The 23,258-nt window shown below is 68.9% G+C and carries 19 protein-coding genes; 6 read left to right on the top strand and 13 right to left on the bottom strand.

The genetic code is table 11. The features are described from left to right. Nucleotides 1-2 precede the first annotated feature (2 nt). Nucleotides 3-749 carry an SDR family NAD(P)-dependent oxidoreductase gene (locus tag D1610_RS09080; RefSeq protein WP_118863862.1) on the top strand — a complete coding sequence of 249 codons (747 nt, stop codon included), beginning with the start codon at nucleotides 3-5 and terminating at the stop codon, nucleotides 747-749. On the opposite strand, the gene folP is transcribed toward D1610_RS09080, so the two are convergent. From folP to glmM, 5 genes are all read right to left on the bottom strand, one after another. Then, nucleotides 746-1,864 carry a dihydropteroate synthase gene (gene folP, locus D1610_RS09075; protein ID WP_118863861.1) on the bottom strand — a complete coding sequence of 373 codons (1,119 nt, stop codon included), beginning with the start codon at nucleotides 1,862-1,864 and terminating at the stop codon, nucleotides 746-748. The genes D1610_RS09080 and folP overlap by 4 nt on opposite strands. Continuing rightward, nucleotides 1,861-2,982, bottom strand: a complete 1,122-nt coding sequence (locus tag D1610_RS09070; protein WP_118863860.1) for a site-specific DNA-methyltransferase — start codon at nucleotides 2,980-2,982, stop codon at nucleotides 1,861-1,863. The genes folP and D1610_RS09070 overlap by 4 nt, the downstream gene beginning before the upstream one ends. A 184-nt stretch (nucleotides 2,983-3,166) precedes the next feature. After that, the gene (locus D1610_RS09065) at nucleotides 3,167-3,769 is read right to left on the bottom strand and encodes a ribonuclease HII (protein ID WP_118863859.1); all 603 of its coding nucleotides are present in this window, start codon (nucleotides 3,767-3,769) and stop codon (nucleotides 3,167-3,169) included. Then, complete coding sequence (gene thiD / locus D1610_RS09060) at nucleotides 3,766-4,938, bottom strand: bifunctional hydroxymethylpyrimidine kinase/phosphomethylpyrimidine kinase (protein ID WP_118863858.1); 1,173 nt, start codon at nucleotides 4,936-4,938, stop codon at nucleotides 3,766-3,768. The genes D1610_RS09065 and thiD overlap by 4 nt, the downstream gene beginning before the upstream one ends. A gap of 130 nt (nucleotides 4,939-5,068) precedes the next feature. Beyond that, a complete protein-coding gene (gene glmM, locus D1610_RS09055) occupies nucleotides 5,069-6,406 on the bottom strand; it encodes a phosphoglucosamine mutase (protein WP_118863857.1) in 1,338 nt (445 codons plus the stop codon). A gap of 130 nt (nucleotides 6,407-6,536) precedes the next feature. Between glmM and D1610_RS09050 the strand changes: the two genes are divergently transcribed. Further along, on the top strand, nucleotides 6,537-7,868 hold the full coding sequence (locus D1610_RS09050) for a dicarboxylate/amino acid:cation symporter (protein WP_118863856.1): 1,332 nt from the start codon (nucleotides 6,537-6,539) through the stop codon (nucleotides 7,866-7,868). A gap of 37 nt (nucleotides 7,869-7,905) precedes the next feature. On the opposite strand, the gene D1610_RS09045 is transcribed toward D1610_RS09050, so the two are convergent. The 3 genes from D1610_RS09045 to D1610_RS09035 are packed head-to-tail and all read right to left on the bottom strand — an operon-like array spanning nucleotide 7,906 to nucleotide 9,824. Further along, nucleotides 7,906-8,601, bottom strand: a complete 696-nt coding sequence (locus D1610_RS09045; protein ID WP_118863855.1) for an esterase/lipase family protein — start codon at nucleotides 8,599-8,601, stop codon at nucleotides 7,906-7,908. Between the two features lie 59 nt (nucleotides 8,602-8,660). After that, the gene (locus D1610_RS09040; protein ID WP_118863854.1) at nucleotides 8,661-9,335 is read right to left on the bottom strand and encodes a glutathione S-transferase family protein; all 675 of its coding nucleotides are present in this window, start codon (nucleotides 9,333-9,335) and stop codon (nucleotides 8,661-8,663) included. Nucleotides 9,336-9,383: 48 nt separating this feature from the next. Next, nucleotides 9,384-9,824 carry a hypothetical protein gene (locus D1610_RS09035; RefSeq protein ID WP_118863853.1) on the bottom strand — a complete coding sequence of 147 codons (441 nt, stop codon included), beginning with the start codon at nucleotides 9,822-9,824 and terminating at the stop codon, nucleotides 9,384-9,386. A 116-nt stretch (nucleotides 9,825-9,940) separates the two neighbouring features. On the opposite strand from D1610_RS09035, the gene D1610_RS09030 reads away from it, so the two are divergent. The 4 genes from D1610_RS09030 (at nucleotide 9,941) to purH (ending at nucleotide 14,747) form a co-directional block, all read left to right on the top strand. After that, entirely contained in the window at nucleotides 9,941-12,415 is a 2,475-nt protein-coding gene (locus D1610_RS09030; RefSeq protein ID WP_118863852.1) for a helicase-related protein, read from the top strand. Next, nucleotides 12,408-12,764 carry an RNA-binding S4 domain-containing protein gene (locus D1610_RS09025; RefSeq protein WP_425453208.1) on the top strand — a complete coding sequence of 119 codons (357 nt, stop codon included), beginning with the start codon at nucleotides 12,408-12,410 and terminating at the stop codon, nucleotides 12,762-12,764. The genes D1610_RS09030 and D1610_RS09025 overlap by 8 nt, the downstream gene beginning before the upstream one ends. Continuing rightward, on the top strand, nucleotides 12,761-13,102 hold the full coding sequence (fdxA, locus tag D1610_RS09020; RefSeq protein ID WP_118863851.1) for a ferredoxin FdxA: 342 nt from the start codon (nucleotides 12,761-12,763) through the stop codon (nucleotides 13,100-13,102). Before D1610_RS09025 ends, fdxA begins: the two co-directional genes overlap by 4 nt. Before the next feature lie 73 nt (nucleotides 13,103-13,175). Continuing rightward, nucleotides 13,176-14,747 carry a bifunctional phosphoribosylaminoimidazolecarboxamide formyltransferase/IMP cyclohydrolase gene (gene purH, locus D1610_RS09015; RefSeq protein WP_118863850.1) on the top strand — a complete coding sequence of 524 codons (1,572 nt, stop codon included), beginning with the start codon at nucleotides 13,176-13,178 and terminating at the stop codon, nucleotides 14,745-14,747. A 48-nt stretch (nucleotides 14,748-14,795) separates the two neighbouring features. Here the strand turns inward: purH and D1610_RS09010 are convergent, their stop codons facing one another. From D1610_RS09010 to nadB, 5 genes are all read right to left on the bottom strand, one after another. Next, nucleotides 14,796-16,307 carry a lipopolysaccharide biosynthesis protein gene (locus D1610_RS09010; protein ID WP_118863849.1) on the bottom strand — a complete coding sequence of 504 codons (1,512 nt, stop codon included), beginning with the start codon at nucleotides 16,305-16,307 and terminating at the stop codon, nucleotides 14,796-14,798. After that, nucleotides 16,304-17,551, bottom strand: coding sequence for a cation:proton antiporter (locus D1610_RS09005; RefSeq protein ID WP_118863848.1), 1,248 nt, complete (start codon nucleotides 17,549-17,551; stop codon nucleotides 16,304-16,306). Before D1610_RS09005 ends, D1610_RS09010 begins: the two co-directional genes overlap by 4 nt. A gap of 7 nt (nucleotides 17,552-17,558) precedes the next feature. Further along, nucleotides 17,559-20,330 carry a DNA polymerase I gene (gene polA / locus D1610_RS09000; RefSeq protein WP_118863847.1) on the bottom strand — a complete coding sequence of 924 codons (2,772 nt, stop codon included), beginning with the start codon at nucleotides 20,328-20,330 and terminating at the stop codon, nucleotides 17,559-17,561. Between the two features lie 38 nt (nucleotides 20,331-20,368). Continuing rightward, nucleotides 20,369-21,478 (bottom strand): serine hydrolase, encoded by a 1,110-nt coding sequence (locus D1610_RS08995; RefSeq protein ID WP_342768329.1) that lies wholly within the window; start codon nucleotides 21,476-21,478, stop codon nucleotides 20,369-20,371. A 132-nt stretch (nucleotides 21,479-21,610) separates the two neighbouring features. After that, the gene (gene nadB / locus D1610_RS08990; RefSeq protein WP_118863845.1) at nucleotides 21,611-23,194 is read right to left on the bottom strand and encodes an L-aspartate oxidase; all 1,584 of its coding nucleotides are present in this window, start codon (nucleotides 23,192-23,194) and stop codon (nucleotides 21,611-21,613) included. Nucleotides 23,195-23,258: the final 64 nt, after the last annotated feature.

Below are 23,258 nucleotides of genomic sequence, written 5' to 3'. Positions count from 1 at the left end.
ACATGGCCAGATTCGCAGGCAAGTCCGCACTCGTCACCGGAGCGGCATCGGGCATCGGCCGGGCGGTTGCCGAATGGCTGTCAGAAGAAGGGGCGCTGCACCTCATCCTGGTAGATCGCGACGCCGCGGCGCTCGACACGCTCAAGCTGCGCTGCCGGGTCGATCGCATCGTCGGCGACGTGGCCGACGAGGCGCTATGGGACGCCGCCGCGCTGCCCGATCTCGACTTCGCCGTCGTCAACGCAGGCATCGCGGGGGCGGGGCCGATCGCCGATCTCGATTTCGCCGAGTGGCGCCGCATCCTGTCGGTCAATCTCGACGGCGCGTTCCTGACGATGCGCGCGGCGATGCGGGCGATGGCGAGACGCGGCGGAGCGATCGTCGCGGTGTCGTCGGCCGCCGGAATCAAGGCGGAACCGGGCGTCGCCGCTTACGGCGCGTCGAAGGCGGCGCTGATCCAGCTCGCCAAGGTGGCCGCGAAGGAGGGCGCGGCTCAGGGCATCCGCGTCAACGCCATCGCGCCCGCGGGGGTCGAGACGCCGGTCTGGGACACGGTGCCGATGTTCGCGACCCGCGCCGCCGAAATCGGCCGCGACGCCGCCTTCGCCGAGATGGCCAAGCTCGCGACGCCGATGGGCCGCTACGCCAAGCCGATCGAGATCGCCGCGCAAATCGCCTTCCTGCTGTCGGACGAAGCCGCCTATATGACCGGCGCGGTGCTGATCAGCGACGGGGGCTATACGCTTTAGACCGCGGTCAACGCCGCATCGCGCAGCCCGCGCCAGACGCGCAGCGCCTGGACGGTGTCGGCGACGTCATGGACGCGGAGCATTTGCGCGCCCGCCTCCGCACCCTTCAGCGCGAGCGTGATCGAGCCGCCGAGACGTTCGTTCGCCGGAGCCTCGCTGGAAAGCGCCCCGATCATCCGCTTGCGGCTGGCGCCGAGCAGCAGCGGACAGCCCAAGCCCTGGAACAGCGCGAGGCCGTTCAAGATCGCGAGATTGGCGGCGAGCGGCTTGCCGAAGCCGATGCCCGGATCGATCAGGATGCGGTCGCGCGACACACCGGCGGCGACCACCGCTTCGACCCGAGCCTCAAGCCAGTCATAGGTCTCGATCAGCGGGTCGCCGGTGGGCATTTCGCTGTGGGGGCCGGACTTCGGGTTGGGCGAGTGCATAAGCACCACCGGGCAGCGGGCTTGGACGACCACCTCCAGCGCGCGATCGTCCCACAGCAGCGCGGCGACATCGTTTATGAGGCCCGCGCCCGCGGCGAGCGCCGCCTCCATCACCGCCGCCTTGCGCGTGTCGATCGAGATCGCGACGCCCGCGCGCGCCAGCCGCTCGACGACGGGGACGGTGCGCTCGATCTCGTCGCCCTCCCACACCGTCGCCGCGCCCGGCCGCGTCGATTCGCCGCCGACGTCGACGATCGCGGCGCCCGCCTCGGCCATGCGCACGCCAGCCGCCGCCGCGGCGTCGGGATCGCCGAGATGCGCGCCGCCGTCCGAAAAGCTGTCGGGCGTCAGGTTGAGGATGCCCATCACCTGTGGCTGGTCGAACCGGATCGTGCGCTCGCCGAGGGTGATCGGGGCGCGCGGCGCGGCGAGGCGCGCGGCGGTTCGCGACACGGCTTCGGCATGCGTATCGGGCAGCGCGGCGATGACGTCGGGCAATTGCGCGATATCGAGCGCGACCCTCTGCACCCGGCGACCGTCTTCGACGACGATCAGCTCGTACCCGGCATGGTATTGCAGCCCGCCCGCCAGGCGCGCGAAGGCGCCGTCGCGTCCGATCGGCGAATCGAGGAAGCGCTCGGGCCTGAGGTAAACGCGCGCGTCACACGCCACCGGCCCCGTGATCATGGCTGCGTCGCGAGCAGGTAGGTCTGGCGCAGGCTGTCGATCGGCTTCAATTCGCCCGCTTCCTCGTGATGCCAGAAAGTCCAGCCGTTGCACGAAGGCGCCCCTTGCAGCACCGCGCCGAGCTTGTGGATCGATCCCGTCTGGTCGCCCGTCTGGAGCGATCCATCGGCGCGGACGATCGCTGACCAGCGCCGCTTCGCATCGGTCAGCACCGCGCCGGGCGCCAGGTAGCCGGTCTCTACCAGCAGGCCGAACGCCACCTTCGGCGCGCTCTTGGCCGACTGCATGATGGTGAGCGCCGATTCGTCGAGCGGCAGCGCGGCGGCGATGCGCTCCTTCGCCACCTCCACATAGGCATGTTCGCGCTCGATGCCGATGAAGCGGCGGCCGAGGCGGCGCGCGACCGCGCCGGTGGTGCCGGTGCCGAAAAAGGGATCGAGCACGACGTCGCCTGGACGGGTAGCAGCGAGCAGCACCCGGTAGAGCAGCGCCTCGGGCTTCTGCGTCGGATGCGCCTTGTGGCCGTCGGCGTTCTTCAGCCGCTCGGGCCCGCCGCAGATGGGGAGCGCCCAGTCGCTGCGCATCTGCAGTTCGTCGTTCAACGTCTTCATCGCGCGGTAGTTGAAGGTGTATTTGGCCTTTTCGCCGGTCGACGCCCAGATCAGCGTCTCGTGCGCGTTGGTGAAGCGCGTGCCCTTGAAATTGGGCATCGGATTGGCCTTCACCCACACCACGTCGTTCAGGATCCAGAAGCCCGCATCCTGCACCGCCGTGCCGACGCGGAAGATGTTGTGGTAGCTGCCGATCACCCAGATGGTGCCGTCATCCTTCAGGATGCGCCGCGCCTCGGCCAGCCAGCCCCGCGTGAAACGGTCATAGGCGGCGAAGGTATCGAACTTGTCCCAATCGTCGGTGACCGCGTCGACATGGCTGCCGTCGGGGCGGAACAGCTCGCCGCCAAGCTGCAGGTTGTAGGGCGGATCGGCGAAGATCATGTCGATGCACTTGTCGGGCAGGCCCTTCATCGCATCGATGCAGTCGTCCATCAGGATGCGGTCGAGCGGCAGGCCGACCTGTGCATCCTGGGCGCGTGCCCGGACCTTTGTTATCGCCCCCAATGCCGTTCCCCTTGCCCGTTTCGCCCGCGTTGCTCCGCGATTGCCGCCCGTCCGGTCAAGCGCGCATTGGTTAACGATAACGGTTGCGAAATGGTTAATCGGGAGGACAAACGGGGTTGACCGGCAGATGTTGAGTCCCTGTGGATAACTTCGCCACCATCCCTAGCGGTGTGACCGAAAAGACTCAGAAGGGCAGAGAAGCCTGCGCGACCGGGGCGAAGCTCCTGCGGTGGAGCGGCGAGGGGCCGTGCTCGCGCAATGCCTTCAGATGCTGGGGGCAGCCATAGCCCTTGTTGGAATGCCAGCCATAATGCGGATGCGCCTCGGCATGGGCGATCATGATCGTGTCGCGGGTGTGCTTGGCGACGATCGAGGCGGCGGCGATCGACAGGCTGATCGCATCGCCCGAGACGATCGCGGTGGCGGCGAAGCCCCAGCGCGGCAGGCGGTTGCCGTCGACGAGGACGTGACCCGGCGCGCAGCCCAGCGCCTCCACGGCGAGGGTCATCGCCTTCATCGTCGCCCAATAGATGTTGAGCGTGTCGATCTCCTCGGGCTCGACGACGCCGATACCGATCCGGGCGCAGTCGTGCAGCCGCGCGCACAGCCGGGCGCGCTCCGCGGCGGGCAGCTTCTTCGAATCGTCGATGCCGCGCGGGATGCCCCGCGCCGGCAGGATCACCGCCGCAGCGACCACCGGCCCGGCGAGCGGCCCGCGCCCCGCCTCGTCCACCCCGGCGACCGGGGCGAGGCAGAGCTTCTCGTGGCGGAGCGAGGGGCGCTTCATGTGAGCCGCCATGGCGGGAAGCGGCGATTTTCGCCAGCCTGATACAGCCGGACGGCATTGCCGCCGGGATCGGTGACGTGCGCCTCGCGCCAGCCCCAATCCTCATCATCGGCCAGCCGGTCGATGGTGAAGCCGGCCTTGCCCAGCGCGGCGATCGCGCCGTCGAGGTCCGAACATTCGAAATAGGCCACCGCCCGGCCGCCGATCTCGTCCGCCGATTCGATCGACAGGGTGTTGCCGTCGGCCGCTTCGAAACGGGCATAGCGCGGCTCCGACCGGACGATCGGGGTCAGCCCCAGCGCGCGGTAAAAGGCCTCGCTGGCGGCGAAGTCGGCGGCGGGCAGCGTCAGCTGGTTGGGCCGAGCGCCGCCGGCGCAATCGATCCGCACCTTGTGATGTCCCATCGGGCCATGCCCCCCGCCAAGCCCCGGCGCCTCCTTCAGCGCGATCCGCACGAAGGCGCGCGCGCGCGCCACGGCATCGGGCAGCGCCATCCCTTCGGCCAGTCCGACCGCGACCGCGCTGGCGAGCGTGCAGCCGGTGCCGTGGCTGTGGCGCGTGTCGATGCGAGCGCCCTCATAGGTCGAAAGGCCGCCGGCCGGCAGCGCGAGCAGGTCGGTCACGGTCTCGCCGGCATCGTGCCCCCCCTTGCCGAGCACCGCGCAGCCGACGTCGCGCGCCAGCTTGCGCGCCGCCTTGGCCAGCGCATAGCTGCCGGCGATCCGCTCGCCGGTCAGTACCTCCAGCTCCGGCAGATTGGGCGTGACCACCGTCGAGAGCGCCATCAGCCGGGCGAAACGCGCCAGCGTATCCCGATCGGCCAGGCCGGCGCCGCTGGTCGCGACCATCACCGGATCGAACACCACCGGGACGCGTCCATTGAGCGAACCGAGCCAGTCGATCAGCGCCTCGGCGATTTCGGCCGATCCGATCATGCCGATCTTGACCGCATCGATGCCGATATCCCCCGCCACCGCGTCGATCTGCGCGCGCACGAAATCGGCGGGCACGGACATGATGTCGGACACGCCCAGCGTGTTCTGCGCGGTCAGCGCGGTGATCGCGGTCATCGGATGGCCGCCGAGCATGGTGACGGTCCTGATGTCCGCCTGGATGCCCGCGCCGCCGCCCGAATCGGAACCCGCGATGATGAGGATGCGCGGGGTCATGAATTGATCCCGAACCCAACCCCGTCCGGGCTGAGCCCGTCGAAGCCCCGTCCTTCCTCTGCGACGCCGGAGAAGAAGAACGGTCCTTCGACAGGCTCAGGACGAGCGGGGCAAGACTGAGGGGTCACGATCAAGCGGCCGCCTGCACCGCCTCGCAGATGCGCGCGACGACGCGCTCGACCTGCGCGGCGTCGTCGCCTTCGGCCATCACGCGGATCAGCGGTTCGGTGCCCGAGGGGCGGATGACGAGGCGGCCGGCCCCGTCGAGCTCGGCCTCGGCCTGGGCGATAGCGTCCTTCACGCGCGCATTCTCCAGCGGCTTGCCGGCGGAGAAGCGGACGTTGCGCAAGAGCTGCGGCACGGGATCGAACTGGTGGAGGAGCGCGCTCGCCGGCTCGCCGGTCTCGACCAGCTCGGCGAGCACCTGGAGCGCCGCGACGAGCCCGTCGCCGGTGGTGGCGTAATCGCTCAGGATGATATGGCCGGATTGCTCGCCGCCGACATTGAAGCCGTCGCCGCGCATCTTTTCGAGCACATAGCGATCGCCGACGCTGGTGCGCACCAGGTCCAGCCCTTCGGATCGCAGATGCCGTTCCAGCCCCAGGTTGGACATCACCGTCGCGACGATCCCGCCGCCGGCGAGCGAGCCGTGCCGCGCCCAGCTGGTGCCGATCAGCGCCATCAGCTGATCGCCGTCGATCACCGTGCCGGTCTCGTCGGCGATGATGAGGCGATCGGCGTCGCCGTCCAGCGCGATGCCGATATGCGCGCCCGACGCCACCACCGTCTCGCACATCGCCTGCGGGTGGGTGGAGCCGCAATTGTCGTTGATGTTCTTGCCGTTGGGCTCGACGCCGATGGCGATCACCTCGGCGCCCAGCTCCCACAAGGCGGACGGGGCGACCTGATAGGCGGCGCCGTGCGCGCAGTCGACGACGATGCGCAGGCCATCGAGCCGCAGATGATCGGGAAAGGTCGATTTGGCGAAGTGGATGTAGCGGCCGCGCGCATCCTCGACACGGCGGGCCCGGCCGATATCGGCGGCGGGCGACAATGCCGGCTCCTCACCCATCAGCGCCTCGATTGCCGCCTCGTCGGCGTCGGACAGCTTGTAGCCGTCAGGGCCGAACAGCTTGATGCCGTTGTCTTCATAGGGGTTGTGGCTGGCGGAGATCATCACGCCCATGTCGGCGCGCATCGACTGGGTGAGCATGGCGACCGCGGGCGTCGGCATCGGACCGACCAGCACCACGTCCATCCCGACGCTGGTGAAGCCCGCGACCATCGCATTTTCGAGCATATAACCCGAAAGCCGCGTGTCCTTGCCGATCACCACGCGGTGGCGATGATCGCCGCGGCGGAAGTGCGCGCCCGCCGCGGTGCCGACGCGCATCGCCAGCGCCGCATTCATCTTGGGCGCGTTGGTGCGGCCCCGGATTCCGTCGGTCCCGAAGAATGTGCGCGTCATGCCAGCCTTGCCATTGTGCCTGTCCCATGCCCTGATAGCGCAGGGTCGGAAAAGGGACGAGGCATGAAATATCACGGCTTGAGCGACGAACGCCATTTGGCGCGCGCCATGACGAAGGCGCGGGGCTAGCATGTCGCAGGCGACACGCATTCTTCTCGCCCTGCTTGCCGGATTGATCGGCGGCATCCTTGCCGCAAGATTCGCGCCCGGCTTTGCCGAAGGGGCCGTCGCGGTGACCGGCCCGATCGGCTCGGCCTGGCTGCACGCGCTGCAGATGGTCATCGTCCCGCTGGTGGTGGCGCTGCTCGTCACCGGCATCGCCGCATCGGCCCAGGCCGCGCGCGCGGGCGTGGTGGCGGGACGGGCGATCGTCACCTTCGTCGTCATCCTGTGGCTGGTGACGCTGATGGCGGCGGCGGTGGTGCCGCTGCTGCTCGAGCTGTGGCCGCTTCCCGCCGAATGGGCCGAGGCGCTGCGCCAGGGGCTGGGCGAGGCGGAGCCGGTCGGCGCGGTGCCGGGGCTCGCCGCCTTTTTCGACAACATCGTGCCGACCAACGTCGTCGCGGCGGCGGCGGCCGACGCCTTCCTGCCGCTCACCGTGTTCACGATGATCTTCGCCTTCGCGGTCACGCGGCTGCCGGCCGAGCCGCGGACGCTGCTGGTCAACCTGTTCCAGGCGATCGCGGACGCGATGATCGTGATCATCGGCTGGGTGCTGCTGCTCGCGCCGATCGGCATCTTCTGCCTGGCCTTCGGCGTCGGTGCGAGCACGGGGACGGCCGCGTTCGGCGCGCTGGCGCATTATATCGCGATCGTCTCGGCGATTGGCACGATCGTGCTGATCGCGGCCTATCCGGTGGGCGCGATCGGCGGCAGGGTGGGGCTCGCCCGCTTCGCTCGCGCGGTGGCGCCGGCGCAGGCGGTGGCGCTCTCCACCCAGTCCTCGCTCGCCTCGCTGCCGGCGATGCTGCGGTCTTCCGAACAGCTCGGCGCGCCGGCGGCGGTATCGGGCATCGTGCTGCCGATCGCGGTCGCGATCTTCCGCGCGACCAGCCCGGCGATGAACCTGGCGGTCGCGCTCTACGTCGCGCATCTGATGGGCGTCCCGCTGGGTCCGGCGCAGATCGCCGCGGGCGTCGCGACCGCGGCGATCACGACGATGGGATCGGTCAGCCTGCCCGGCACGATCAGCTTCATCGCCTCGACCGCGCCGGTCGCGATCGCGATGGGCCTGCCGATCGAGGCGCTGGCGCTGCTGGTCGCGGTGGAGACGGTGCCCGACCTGTTCCGCACTGTCGGCAACGTGACGATGGACGTCGCGGTCAACATCTCGGTCGCGGCGCGGACCGGCAGCGTGCCGCAGACCGAAAGCGACGCGCTGCTCGCCTCAGCCGAACCACATCCAGACCCCGGCGGGGACGCCCGCCCAAGGCATATGAGCCCAGCCGGCGGCGAGCCATAGCGCCGTTTCCGCCGAGCAGCGCGCGGCGCGGCTGTCGTCAGGCGGCGACGGTCTCGATCACCGCGTCGATCGCCTGCGGATCGAGCGCGAAGCCGAGATGGCTGCATTGCAGTTCCCGTTCGCGGTCGACCTCGCCGCGTTCGCCGCGCGCGGACGCTGCGCAGACCACGCCGTCGCGGCCCGACCACAAGGCGATCGTCTCGACCGGCGGCTTTTCGGCGAGGCGGCAATCGATCGGCGGCGCGTCGACGGGGTGGCGGGCGACCCATTCGTACAGCCGCCAGGCGTTGTTGGCGCGCAGATCGCCCGAAAACGGGCTGCCCAGCGTGACCACGCGGGCGATGCGATCGGGCGCGCGCTTGGCATATTCGCGCGCGATCAGCCCGCCAAGGCTCCAGCCGACGATGGTCAGCGGCGCCGGGTTGTTCGCAGCGATGCGGCGGGCCAGCGCGTCGATCCTGTCGAGCGTATCGGCGCGCACGCCAAGATTGCGGCCCATGCCCCAGCCATGCGCGTCGAAACCGGCCTCGGCGAGGCCGGCGCGCAGCATGCGGGTCGAGCGGTCGTTGGCCAGGAAGCCCGGCAGCACGAGCACCGGCCGTCCGGCGCCGACCTTGGCCCGCGCGCGCGGCACATGCCGGCCGAAATGCAGGCGGAAGACGTGCGGCGTCTCGGCCAGCAGCAATGGCAGGGCGGGCGCACGGGCGGGAGTCGAGGCGGCGTAAGATGACATTTTCGTGACATCTAACGCAGCAAATCTTGACGAGTTCAATACGCCTTCAGCGGTAACGATCAGAATTCGTCGAGCTTGTCGTAATGCTTGGGCGGGGCGATCACCTCCATCCGCTCGGCGAGCATCGGGCGGAAGCTGGGGCGCGACTTCAATCCGGCATACCAGCGGCGCGTCTGTTCGTGCCCCTTCCAGTCGATCCCGCCGAGATAATCGGCGACCGAGATATGCGCCGCCGCCGCCAGATCGGCGAGGCTCAGCGTCGCGCCGCCGATCCAGTTTCGATGGTCGAGCAGGAAATCGACATAGTCGAGATGCGCGATCGCGCGCTTCATCGCCTCGCGCAGGATCTTGGCGTCGGGCGTCATGCGGTGGACGAGGCGTTTCTCCATCCGCTCGTACATCAGGGGCGCCACGACATCGCCGTAGAATTGCGTGTCGAACCAGGCGACCAGCCGGCGGATCTCGGCGCGGTTGACCGCGGTGCCGTTGATCAGCGCCGCCTTGTCGATCGTCTCCTCGAAATATTCGCAGATCGCGGTCGAATCGATCAGCAATATGCCGCTGGTCGGATCGGCCATCACCGGGGTCTGCCCCGCGGGGTTCAGGTCGATGAACTCGTCGCGCCTGAGCCAGGGGCTTTCGCGCACCAGCTCATAGCCGACGCTCTTCTCGCCCAGCAGCAGCCGGACCTTGCGCGAAAAGGGACAAAGCGGGAATTGGAAGAGCTGCCACATGAAGCGGCCAGTCTTTAACGCTGGAGGTTGCGGCGTCCAGCGCCAGCGTCAATCTTCGTAGCCGTAATCGTCGTAGCGCTCGTAATCACGATCGATCCGCTCGAATTCGTGGCGCATCCGGTCGGCGGTCGCGCGCAGCTGGGGCATCATCGCCGCGAAGCTGCCCGCCATGCGACCCATCAGCTCGGTGGAGCGGCGCGCATCGGCATAGGCGCGCTCTTCGAAATAGGGATCGTCGCGCCGCGCGAGATCGCGCAGCGTGTCATCGGGGCGGATATCCTCATGAGGAGCGGTGAACTGGGCGAAAGCGCCGACCTGGGTATCCAGCAATGCGCCCAGCATCGCCGACATCGACGCGGCGACGCCGTGCTGCAGCAACGGATCGTTGAGGCGGTCGGCCAACTCAACCTCGGGGGGCGCATCGCGATATTGCGCGGCGACGGGGGCCGCGATCAGCGCGGCGGCGGTGGCTGCAATCAGAAAACGCACGACTCGTCTCCCTGCGAAGGGATTGAAAACGCGTCATACTGCAAAAAGCTGCCTGAGTCTGCGCTGAACGACGCCCGGCGCTTGCGCGCGCGCGCGCGAGCCCCGACATTGCAGGCATGAGCCAATATGCCCGCTCACCGGTCACCGCGGTGCTGGGGCCGACCAACACCGGCAAGACGCATCTGGCGGTCGAACGGATGTGCGCGCATTCGAGCGGGATGATCGGCTTCCCGCTGCGCCTGCTGGCGCGCGAGGTCTATGACCGGGTGGTCAAGTTGAAGGGCGAAAGCCAGGTCGCGCTGATCACCGGCGAGGAGCGGATCGCCCCGGCCAATGCCCGCTGGTTCCTGTGCACCGCCGAATCGATGCCGATGGAGCATGATCTGGCCTTTGTCGGCCTCGACGAGGCGCAGCTCGGCGCCGATCCCGAGCGCGGGCATGTCTTCACCGATCGGCTGCTCAACGCGCGCGGGCGGGAGGAGACGATGATCCTCGGCTCCGAAGCGCTCCGTCCGATGCTGAGGAGCCTGACGCCCGAGGCGGAGATCGTCACCCGCCCGCGTTTCTCGACGTTGAGCTACGCCGGCGCGAAGAAGCTGTCGCGCCTGCCGCGCCGCTCCGCCATCGTCGCCTTCTCGGCGGAGGAGGTCTATGCCGTCGCCGAGGCGCTCAGGCGGCTGCGCGGCGGCGCCGCGGTGGTGATGGGCGCGCTCTCCCCGCGCACGCGCAACGCGCAGGTGGCGATGTTCCAGGCGGGCGAGGTCGATTATCTCGTCGCGACCGATGCGATCGGCATGGGCCTCAACATGGACGTGGCGCATGTCGCCTTCGCCAGCCTGTCCAAGTTCGACGGCCGGCGTCAGCGCCGGCTGACCGTCGCCGAGATGGCGCAGATCGCCGGGCGCGCCGGGCGCCACCAGCGCGACGGCACCTTCGGCACGCTCCATGCCGAAGGACCGGGCGCGCTGACCTCGGAAGAGGTGCTGGCGATCGAGGAGCATGCCTTTCCCGCGCTCGACCATCTCTATTGGCGATCGGGCGAGCCTGATTTCGCGAGCGTCGGCGCGCTGATCGACAGCCTCGAAGCGCCGCCGGTCAGCCAGGCGCTGCGTCCCGCGCCGCAGGCGGTCGACCTCATGGTGTTGAAGCGGCTGGCCGACGAGCCCTGGGTCGCCGACCGCGCGCGCGGCGCGGCGATGGTGCGGCGGCTCTGGGCGGCGTGCGGCCTTCCCGATTTCCGCAAGCTCGGGCCCGAACCCCACACGCGCCTGGTCTCGCGCATCTTCGGCCATCTGAGCGAAGGCGCGGGGCACATCCCGCACACATGGTTCGCCGAGGAGATCGCCCGGCTGGACAATGTCTCGGGCGATGTCGAGACGATTGCGGGCCGCATCGCCGCGGCGCGCATCTGGGCCTATGTCGCGCACCGCCAGGACTGGCTCGCAGAACCGGCGATCTGGGCCGAGCGCACCCGCGCGCTCGAGGAGAAATTGTCCGATGCGCTGCACGTCCGGCTGACCCAGCGCTTCGTCGATCGGCGCACCGCGGTGCTGATGCGCCAGATCGGCAGCGACGCGGCGGCGCTGCCCGTCACCGTCGGGCCGGAGGGCGAGGTGGCGGTCGAGGGCGAGGCGATCGGCACGCTGTCGGGCTTCCGCTTCAAGGTCGACGCCAGCGCGCGCGGGGCCGACACCAGGCTGCTGCTGGCGGCCGCCGAACGCCATCTCGCGACCGAGCTGGCCACGCGCGCCGCCGCGCTCGCGGCGGCCGATGACAGCGAGTTCGCGCTCGTGACGGAAGGCGAGATCGCGATCGCCTGGCAGGGCCAGCAGGTCGCGCGGCTGAAGGCGGGCAAGACGCCGCTCGCCCCCCAGATCGTCACAGACCGCGCGCTCGACGCGCTGCAGGATATCGACCGCACCCGCGTGCGCGAGCGGTTGGCGTCATGGCTTTCAGCCTCGATCGCGCGGCATCTGAAGCCTGTCGCCGGGCTGGAGATGCTGGCCAAGGACGCCGACGCGCCCGCGCCGTTGCGTGCCGTCGCCGCCGCTCTGGCGGACGCGGGCGGCATCGCGCCACGCGCGCCGCTGGACCCGATGCTCGCCGCGCTCGATTCGGCGATGCGGCACCGGCTGCGCCGCACCGGAGCGGCCATCGGCACGCTAGACATCTACGACGCGCGGCTTCTCAAGCCCGAGCCGCTGCGCTGGACGGCGGCGCTGACGGCGCTGCGTACCGACCGGCCGATGCCCGATCTCGCGCCCGCCGGCGCCAGCGTCGCCGATGCGCCCGCGCCGGGCTTCCGCATGATCGGCGACCAGGCGGTGCGGATCGATCTGGTCGAACGCATCGCCCGCGCGGCGCACGACGCGAAGCCCGGCCGCGCCGCCTTCGTTCCCGATCCGTCGCTCGCCACGTCGATCGGCATCCGGCCGGGCACGCTCGAACGGCTGATGCGGCTGCTCGGCTTCCATGCGGTCAAGGAAGGTTGGGCCTGGCGCGGCCGCGCGCGCCGTCGCGCCGAACCGCCGCGCGTCGCCCGACCGGGGAACGCCTTCGCCGCGCTCGCGGATTGGGGCGCCGGTGGCTGATCCCGGCGCGACCATGCGGCTCGACCGCTTCCTGTGGTGGGCGCGGATCACCAAAACGCGGGGAGCGGCGCAGCAACTGGCCGAAGGCGGGCATCTGAGGCTCGACGGGCGGCGGATCGACCGCGCGCACGCATTGGTCCGCATCGGCAGCGTGATCGGCTTCTTCCGGGGCGGGCGCGTGCGGATCGTCCGGGTCGAAGCGCTGCCCAGGCGGCGCGGACCTGCCTCCGAGGCCGCCATGCTCGTCACCGAGCTTGCTAACGACTCGCAGCAAGGCGCGACGGAGTTGACGCCCGCAAAAGCCGGACATAGCGAGAGCGGCGAAGACCCGAGGGAACATCTGCCATGACCTATGTCGTCACCGACGCCTGCATCCGCTGCAAATATATGGACTGCGTCGAGGTGTGCCCCGTCGATTGCTTCTACGAGGGCGAGAACATGCTGGTGATCAATCCCAGCGAGTGCATCGACTGCGGCGTGTGCGAGCCCGAATGCCCTGCCGAGGCGATCCTGCCCGACACCGAGAGCGGGCTGGAGCAGTGGCTGGAGATCAACAACACCTTCTCCGCCCAGTGGCCCAACGTCACGCGCAACAATGGCCAGACGCCCGCCGACGCCGACGAGCACAAGGGCGAAGAGGGCAAATACGACAAATATTTCTCGCCCGAGCCAGGCGCCGGCGACTGACGCCGCCGATCAGGATCAACGCCGCCCCGCGCCTGCGAAGGTGCGGGGCGTTTCGATTTTCAGGACCGAAGCCATGACCGCCATCCCGATCCGCCGCGCCCTGCTGTCGGTGTCCGACAAGACGGGCATCGTCGATCTGGGGCGTACGCTGGCGGATGCGGGGGTGGAGTTGGTCTCCACCGGCGGCACCGCCAAGGCGCTGCGCGACGCGGGGCTTTCGGTGCGCGACATTTCGGAGCTGACCGGCTTTCCCGAGATGATGGACGGCCGAGTCAAGACGCTGCACCCCAAGGTTCATGGCGGGCTGCTCGCGGTGCGCGACGATGCGGGCCATATGGCGTCCGCCGAGAGCCATGCGATCGGCATGATCGATCTCGTCGTGGTCAACCTCTATCCGTTCGTGCGGACGGTCGCGAAGGGTGCGGGCCGCGACGAGGTGATCGAGAATATCGACATTGGTGGGCCGAGCATGGTGCGCTCGGCGGCCAAGAACCACGCCTTCGTCGCGATCGTCACCGATCCGGCGGATTACGCCCTGGTCGCCGGCGGCTCGACCACGCTCGACCAGCGGCGGATGCTCGCCGCCAAGGCGTTCGCCGCGACCGCCGCCTATGATTCGGCGATCGCCCAATGGTTCGCCTTCGCCGACCAGGCGGAGCGCTTCCCGGCGACGCTGCCGCTCGCCTTCACCCGCGGCGACGAACTGCGCTATGGCGAGAACCCGCACCAGGCCGCCGCCTTGTACCTGCCGAACGGCCCCGCCGCGCGCGGCATCGCGCAGGCCGAACAGGTGCAGGGCAAGGCGCTCAGCTACAACAACCTCAACGACGCCGACGCGGCGCTCGAACTCGTCAGCGAGTTTCGCGACGGGCCGCCGACGGTGGTCATCGTCAAGCACGCCAATCCGTGCGGGGTGGCGAGCGCGGATACGCTGATCGACGCCTATCGCGCGGCGCTCGCCTGCGACAGCGTCTCCGCTTTCGGCGGCATCATCGCGGTCAACCGGCCGCTCGACGGTCCGACCGCGGAAGCGATGACGGAGATCTTCACCGAAGTCGTCGCGGCGCCCGATGCGGACGACGCGGCGCGGGCGGTGTTCGCGAAGAAGAAGAATCTGCGCCTGCTCCTGACCGGCGACCTACCCGATCCGGCGCGGCCCGGACTGGCGATCAAGTCGATCGCGGGCGGGCTGCTCGTCCAGTCGCGCGATGGCGGGCGGCTCACCGACGATATGCTGAAGGTGGTGACCAGGCGCCGGCCGACACCGCGGGAACTGGCCGATTGCCGCTTCGCCTGGACCATCGCCAAGCACGTCAAGTCCAACGCCATCGTCTATGCGAAGGGCGGCAGCACCGCGGGCATCGGCGCGGGGCAGATGAACCGGCTCGAGTCCGCGCGCATCGCCGCGTGGAAGGCGAAGGACGCCGCAGACAAGGCGGGCTGGGCGGAGCCGCGCACGATCGGGTCGGCGGTCGCCTCGGACGCGTTCTTTCCCTTCGCCGACGGGCTATTGGCGGCGGTCGAGGCGGGCGCGACGGCGGTGATCCAGCCGGGCGGATCGATCCGCGACGAGGAGGTGATCGCCGCCGCCGACCAGGCCGGCCTGGCGATGGTGTTCACCGGGATGCGCCATTTCCGGCATTGATTCGATTGCCGGTAAGGCTGCCTTGCGCCGTATGGGCCGCAGCAGCCGTCAGCGGGGCTGGTCTGCCGGCAGCTCCGCCTCTCCGGCCTTGGGCAGCTTGCGGAACAGCGCGCGGTCCTCGGGCGTGAAAGCCCAGCGGAACAGCACATAGCCATAGGTGCCGATGATCGCGGGGATGCCGATGATCAACTCGGCCCACTCGGGCACCTGCACCGCCACCCAGCCGACCGCCCCCGCCGCCGCCGCCGCGAGCACCAGCGGCCAGCGCCATCCCGAGACGGGATGACCGAGCAGCCGCGCGAGGAAGGTCGATTTGATGACCGAGGTGACCGCGAGCGACGCGGCGAGCGCCACCGCCGGCCCCGCCGCCTGCCACGCCTCCGGCCAGCCCAGCCGCCGCATGGCGAACACCAGGATGAAGCTCAGCGCGATCTGGACGCCCAGCATGGTGAGGCTGATCATCAGGTTGCGGTGACGCGCCATATAGACGAGCGCGCTTTCGGAGACCGCGCCCATCGCCGCCAGCACCTCGGCGGTCAAAAGGAAGATCAGCGCCGCGGCGCCCGCGACGAATTCGGGGCCGACCACGCCCATCACGCCTTCGGCCGGGATCGATCCCATCAAGGCGAGCCCCGCCTGCGCCGCCATGATCCAGAAGCCGACCTGGCGCACCTGTCGCGCCACCGCCGCCTTGTCGCCGGCCGCCAGGCTTTGCGTGATGACGGGACCGAGCACGGGGTCGAAGCTGGTCTTCAGCTTCTGCGGCAATGACGCGACCTGCTGCGCCATATAGTAGATGCCGACCACGGCGGGTCCGAACAGGACGCCCAGGATGAAACGATCGACGTTGCGCGTGCCCCATTCGATCGCATCGGCGCCCGCGAGCGGCATGTTCCGCCTGGCGAGCGCGGCGATCGGCCGGATGCGCGGCTTCCACCCGCGCGGAACGCCGTAGCTCCTGACGAACGGGATCAGCGACGCGGTCAGCGCCGCCAGCATCGACAGCACATAGGCGAGGATCAGCCCGTCGCGCGCCGAGACGTAGTAGAGACCCCAGGCGGCGATGCTGATCGTCCACGGCTCGACCACCGCGCGGGCGGTGACGGCCGCCTTGACGTTCAGCCGATAGGCCAGCGCGGCGAGGCTGACGTCGGACCAGGCGATGGCGAAGACGATCAGCGGCAGCAGCCGCTCCAGCCCGATCACCTGACTGTTGGGATACATGATCTGCGGAAAGGCGAAGAGCAGAGCCGAGCCGAGGATCGAGAAGACGAAGGCCACCGCCATCGCGTCCCATGCGACATCGACATGCGGCCGGTCGGTGGTCGAAAGCGCCTGGGCGAGCCCGCGCTTGAGCCCCAGGGTGGCGAGCAGCGCGGCGAGCTCGACGATCAGCACCGCAAGCGCGAAGCGGCCGACGATCTCCGGCCCGTAGAGCCGCCCGGCGATGAACAGGAAGGGCAGGCGCGCGAGCAGGCGGAGCGCGAAGCCCGCGACGTTGGTGCGTCCGCCTTTGGCGAGCGCGGCCATGTCCTGCGTCGGCGGCGGACGATCGGTCATGCCGCCGCTTCGCGCCGCCGGTCGAGCCAGGCCATCACCGGCGTGACGGTCACGCCGTGCAGCAGGATCGAAATCAGGATCACCAGGCCGACCGCTCCCCAGAGACGGTTCGGATTCTCGAACGCGCCGTGATTGAGGGCATAGGCCAGATAATAGACCGACCCCAACCCCCTAATGCCGAAGAAGGCGATGACCAAGCGCTCGCCTTTCGACCGTTTCGTGCCGATCAGTGCGATCCAGCCGGTGATCGGCCGGACGAGGAAGATCGCTGCGGCCGCGAACGCCACTTCCGCCCAGCCGATCAGCGCGAACAACCCGCCGGCCGTCAGCATCCCACCGAACACGATCAGCAGCGCCATCATCAGCAGCCGCTCGGTCTCGTCGGCGAAATCGTGCAGCCGCCGGTTGAAATCATGCCCGTCGCTCGCACGGCGCAGCATCAGCCCGGCAACGAACACCGCTAGGAAGCCATAGCCATGGAGCAGCTCGGTGGCGGTGTAGATGACGAGCGTGGCGCCCAGGGCGACGAACCCATCGCCAGTGCGCGAGAGATTGGTCGTGCCTGGCAGGCGGTAGATGATCCAGCCGAGCAGCCGTCCGCCCGCCCATCCGACGATCGCGCCGACGGCGAGGCGGATCAGCACGGCATCGAGCGCCCAGCCCCCCAATGTGCTGAAGCTCAGCCCGGCGCTGGCGATGACGATCGCCAGGTGGACGAACGGGAAAGCGAGCGAATCGTTGATCCCGGCTTCGGAGGTGAGCGCGAAGCGCACCTCATCGTCCTGATCGGATTCGGGCTCCTCGATCTGCACGTCCGAGGCCAATACCGGATCGGTGGGCGCGAGCGTCGCCGCCAGCAGCAGCGCGGTCGCCAGCCCCAGCCCCAATATCGCATGGCCCAGCAACGCGAAGGCGATGATGCAAAGCGGCATGGCGATGCCCAGCAGCCGCCAGGTCAGCCCCCAGCTGCGCCAGCCGAACGCCCGGTCGATCTTGAGCCCCGCGCCCATCAGGGAGACGATGACGATCAGCTCGGCGAGCTTCTCCACCTGCACCGGCGTCTCGAGCGGATGTGGCACGAAGCGCGCGAAGTTCGTCATGCTGCCCAGACCTGCGCCGATGCCGACGCAGATGATCGGGAGCGAGAGCGGCAGCCGCTTGAGCACCAGCGGCAGCCACGCGACCAGCAGGATCAAGAGCCCCGCGCCCAACAGCACGGGGAGGTAGAGTTCGGTCAGCGACATAATCCCGTCAGTGCGCCGCGCCCCAGCTCGGTCCGACGCCGATCTCCACCGCGAGCGGCACCGACAGCGGCGCCGCTGGCTCCGCGGCGGTCGCCATGACGCGCTCGATCACGGGCTTGGCCTTTTCGACATCGCCTTCGGGCAGCTCGAACACCAGCTCATCATGCACCTGCAGCAGCATGCGCACGTCGGGCAGGCCGGCGGCGAGCAGCGCCGGCTCCATCCGGGCCATCGCCCGCTTGATGATGTCGGCGCTGGTGCCCTGGATCGGCGCGTTGATCGCCGCGCGCTCTGCGCCCTGGCGCTCATGCTGGATCTTGGAGGCGATCCGCGGGAAATGCGTCTTGCGGCCGAACAAGGTGGTGGTGAAGCCGCACTCACGCACGGTCTCCAGCGTTTCGGCGATATAGCGGTTGATGCCGGGAAAGCGCTCGAAATAGCGGTCGATCATCGACTGCGCCTCTTCGGGCGTCACGTCGAGCCGCCCCGCCAGGCCCCAGCGCGAAATACCGTAAAGGATGGCGAAGTTGATCGTCTTGGCGCGCCCGCGCGTGTCGCGATTGACCTCGCCGAACAGCTCCTGCGCGGTGAGGTTGTGGATGTCGTCGCCGCGCGCGAACGCGTCCCTCAGCGCCGGCACGTCGGCCATGTGCGCGGCGAGGCGCAGCTCGATCTGCGAATAGTCGGCGGCGAGCAGAAGATTGCCGGGTTCGGCCACGAAGGCGTGACGGATCTGCCGGCCGACCTCGGTGCGGATGGGGATGTTCTGGAGGTTCGGATCGGTCGACGAAAGACGGCCGGTTTGCGCGCCCGTCAGCGAATAGCTGGTGTGGACGCGGCCGGTGACCGGGTGGATCTGCTGCTGCAGCGCGTCGGTATAGGTCGATTTGAGCTTGGCCAGCTGGCGCCAGTCGAGCACCTTGCGGGCGATGTCCTTGCCGGGCGAATCCTTGTCGGCGGCGATGCGCTCCAGCTCATTGACGTCGGTCGAATAGACGCCGGACTTGCCCTTGCGCCCGCCCTTGATTCCCATCCGCTCGAACAGCACGTCGCCAAGCTGCTTGGGGCTGCCGATGGTGAAAGGACCGCCGGCGAGCCCGTGAATCTCGGTCTCCAGCCTACCCATCTCCTCGGCGAACTCGCCCGAGAGGCGGCCGAGCACACCCGCGTCGACCTTTACGCCGTGCCGCTCCATCCGCGCGACCACCGCCGGCAAAGCGCGGTCGACCATCTCGTAGACGCGCGTGCCGCCTTCCCAGGCGAGCCGCGGCTTGAACCGGCGCCATAGCCGGAGCGTCACATCGGCATCCTCGGCGGCGTAGCGGGTGGCGGTCTTCAGATCCACCTCGTGGAAGCCGAGCTGGCTCTTTCCTGTGCCGACGACCTCCTTGTAGGCGATGCAGCTGTGCGACAGGTGGGTCGCGGCGAGCTCGTCCATGCCGTGGCCGTGCAGGCCCGCGTCGAGATTGAAGCTCATCACGATGGTGTCGTCATAGGGCGCGACGTCGATGCCCTGGCGGGCGAGCACGATCAGATCATATTTCAGGTTGTGCCCGATCTTGAGGACCGAGGGATCCTCAAACAACGCCTTGAGCTTCGCGAGCGCGATCTCGCGATCGAGCTGCACCGGCCTTTCGGCGAACATATCGCTGCCGCCGTGCGCCAGCGGCACATAGCAGGCGAGGTTGGGGTGGAGCGCCATCGACACGCCGACCAGCTCTGCGAGCATCGGGTCCTTCGCGGTCGTCTCGGTGTCGATCGCGATCCAGCCCTGATGGCGGGCGATCTGGATCCAGCGGTCGAGCGCCGCCTCGTCGATCACCGTTTCGTAATTGTCGTGATCGCAGGGCGGATCCTCCTCCTGCACCGGAATCGGCGCGGCGGAGGGCAGCGCCGGGGTCGGGTCGGCGACGGCGGCAAGCTTGGCGAGCAGCGAACGGAAGCCGTGATGCTCGAGGAATGCGCGCAAGGGCGCCTCGGGAATGCCCTTGAGCGCCAGATCGTCGAGCGGTTCGGGCAGCGGCGCGTCGCATTTGAGCGTGACCAGCACCTTGGATAGCCGCGCATTCTCCGCCTGCTCAATCAGGTTGTCGCGCAGCTTGCCCGGCTTCATCGCCGGCGCGGCGGTAAGCACGCCTTCGAGATCGCCATGCTCGTTGATCAGCTTCGACGCGGTCTTGGGGCCGACGCCGGTGACGCCCGGGACATTGTCGACGCTGTCGCCCATCAGCGCCAGCACATCGCCCAGCCGGTCCGGGCCGACGCCGAACTTCTCCATGACATGGTCGGGGCCGAGCCGGCGGTTGTTCATCGTGTCGTACATGTCGACATTGGGCTCGGTCATCAGCTGCATCAGGTCCTTGTCGGAACTGACGATGGTGACCTGCCAGCCCTGCGCCAGCGCCGCCTGGGTGTAGCAGGCGATGATATCGTCCGCCTCCAGCCCGTCCTCCTCGATGCACGGCAGCGAAAAGGCGCGCGTTGCGTCGCGTATCATGGGAAATTGCGGGATCAGGTCTTCGGGCGGCGGCGGGCGGTGAGCCTTGTACTGATCGTAGAGATCGTTGCGGAAGGTGTGGCTCGACTTGTCGAGGATCACGGCGAGGTGCGTCGGCCCGTCAGCCTTGTTGAGCTCGTCGGCGAGCTTCCACAGCATGGTGGTGTAGCCATAGACCGCCCCGACCGGCTCGCCATGCCGGTTGGTGAGCGGCGGCAGGCGGTGATAGGCGCGGAAGATGTAGCCCGAGCCGTCGACGAGATAGAGGTGGTTGGCAGCCATTGCCGTGGCCTAGCCGATGCCGCCCGGAGGGCAAAGGCCTATGGCTTGTGGTTGGCGATCAGCGTCGTGGCGACGGCCTGGATCAGGCTCTGCCGGTCGCGCACGGGCTTTCCGGTGCGGCCGATCAGCACCGCGACGGCATAGGTCGTGCCGTCGGGCGAGGTGATCAGCCCGACATCGTTGAAGCCGGCGGTCTCGCCGGCCAGGTCCTGGCCGGTGCCGGTCTTGTGCGCCAGCCGCCAGCCGGGCGGCATGGCGCCCTTCAGCCGCGCCCGCCCGGTCTTCGATTCCTCCATGTAGCGAAGGAGATATGCGGTCGAATCGGGCTTGAGCAGCTCGCCGCGATGGAGCTTGGCGAGCGCGCGGGCGATGCCATTGGCGGTCGCCCCGTCGGGCGGATTGGCGACATAGGCGTCGAACGCGGCGCGCCGCGTCGCCATCGGCAGGTTGGCGCGCGCGGTATAAAAGGCGCGGCCCAGCGAATAGGATTGCTTCCACGTCAGCCCTGCTGTCTTCGCCTGCAGCAGCCGCTCGCCGGGTCCGAACTTGATGCCGGTGAGGCCTTTGCCGGCGAGGAAGCGGTTCACCGCCGCAGGCCCGCCCGCCAGGCTCAAGAGCTTGTCGTTGGCGGTGTTGTCGCTCATCGTCATCGCACGGCGCAACAGCTCGTCGGGATCGGTCTGATAACCGTCGCCCTTGACCAGCGAGGCGATCGGCTGGTGGAACAGCGTCAGGTCGCTGCGCGTCACCGTCACCGGCTGGTCGAGCCGCAGCATGCCCTTGTCGCGCGCGTCGAGCGCGGTCATCGCCACCCACAGCTTGCTGACGCTCTGCTGCGGCATCGGCAGGTCGCCCTGCCAGTCGACCGACCAGCCCGGCGTGTCGACGCGCCGGATGGCGATGCCGACGCGCCCTTCGAATTCGCGGCCGAGGAAGCGGACCGTCTCCACCAAGGCGGGCGAGGGGCGGGGCGGCGGCGGTACGTAAAGCTGCGGCGGAGGTGCGGGCGGCACCGCCGCGGCCGCGACGCGCGCTGCGGGAGCCTGGGCGACTCGCTGGATCGGGGCATCGGCTGCCGGCACGCAGGCGGCGACGGCCAGCGCCGGAACGCCCCAACCGAAACGCGCAAGAATCGAACCCAACAGCACGGGCTGATACTCTCCCCCCTTACCGGAACAGGAGGTTAACAGCCTCCGAATCAGCGCGAAAACCCCACAATGCCGTAAGGGCGGCTCTTTGCGGTGAGCCGAGTCGTCCGGCGGGACGAACCGAGCCGCGAATCACGGCACGAGAACGGTGTCGCGCGCCTCCGGCAAGGCGTCCGGATAGTCGAGCGTAAAATGGAGGCCCCGGCTTTCCTTCCGGTGCAGCGCCGATCGGACGATCAGCTCGGCTGTCTGGAGCAGGTTTCTCAGCTCGATCAGGTCGGGCGTGACGCGGAAATGACCATAATAATCCTCCACCTCCGAGGTCAGCAGCTTGATGCGGTGCTGCGCGCGCTCGAGTCGCTTGGTCGTGCGGACGATGCCGACATAGTTCCACATGAACCGCCTGATCTCGGTCCAGTTCTGCTTGATAACCACCTCCTCGTCCGAATCGGTGACGCGGCTTTCGTCCCAGGCGCGGATGAGGGGCGGCGGGGGCAGATCGTCGAGGTTCGCGAGGATGTGCTTGGCCACCGCCTCACCGAAAACGAAGCATTCGAGCAGCGAGTTTGAGGCGAGGCGGTTGGCGCCGTGCAACCCCGATTCGCTGACTTCGCCGGCGGCGTAGAGCCCGGGGAGATCGGTGCGGCCATCGAGATCGATCACCACCCCGCCGCAGGTGTAATGCTGCGCGGGCACCACCGGGATCGGCTGGCGCGTCATATCGATGCCGAGGCCCAGCAGCTTGTCGTGGATCATCGGGAAATGCCCGCGCACGAAATCAGGGTCGAGATGGCTGATGTCGAGATGGACGTAATCGAGACCGAGCCGCTTGATCTCATGGTCGATCGCGCGGGCGACGATGTCGCGCGGGGCGAGCTCGGCGCGCGGATCGAAATCGGGCATGAAGCGGTGGCCGGTCTCGGGAAGCTTCAGATGCCCGCCTTCGCCGCGCACGGCTTCCGTGATCAGGAAGTTCTTGACGTCGAGATGGTAGAGGCAGGTCGGGTGGAACTGCATCATCTCCATGTTGGAGACGCGCGCGCCGGCGCGCCAGGCCATGGCGATGCCGTCGCCGGTCGCGCCGCGCGGCGCGGTGGAGAAGAGATAGGTCCGTCCCGCGCCGCCGGTCGCGAGCACGGTCGCGCGCGCGGTGAACAGCTCGACCCCGCCGGTGCGCCGGTTGACGGCATAGACGCCGCGGACATGGCCCGATCCCGAATAGCGCAGCTCATGCCGGCCGGTCGCGAGGTCGATCGCCACCATGTCCGGCACCAGGGTGATGTTGGGATGCGCCTCGGCCGCGCGCTGCAGCGCCTCCTGCACGGCCCAGCCGGTCGCATCGTTGACATGGACGATGCGGCGATGGCTGTGTCCGCCCTCCCGCGTCAGGTGGAGCGCCTCCCCGTCCTCGTTGAACGGCACGCCCAGCTCAACCAGCCGCGCGATCGCGGCGGGCGCATTCTCGACGACGAACTCGACCGTGGCGCGGTCGTTGAGCCCGGCGCCGGCAATCATCGTGTCCTCGATATGGCTGTCGAAGCTGTCGCCGGCCTCCAGTACGGCGGCGATCCCGCCTTGCGCGTGCGCGGTCGAGCCCTCGTCTAGCCTGCCCTTGGCCAGCACCGTGACGTTGAGATGATCGGCGAGGTTGAGCGCCGCGGTGAGGCCGGCGGCGCCCGAGCCGACGATCAGGACATCGGGGGCGTGCGCCGTCAAAGCCCTTCCCCTTCAGGAATAACGGTCAGCGCACCCTCCCTGCCTGTCGCATCGTTGCGAAAAG

This window comes from Sphingomonas gilva, from assembly GCF_003515075.1.
In the GTDB taxonomy this organism is placed as follows: domain Bacteria; phylum Pseudomonadota; class Alphaproteobacteria; order Sphingomonadales; family Sphingomonadaceae; genus Sphingomonas; species Sphingomonas gilva.
This window is presented reverse-complemented; position numbering and strand designations above follow the sequence as displayed.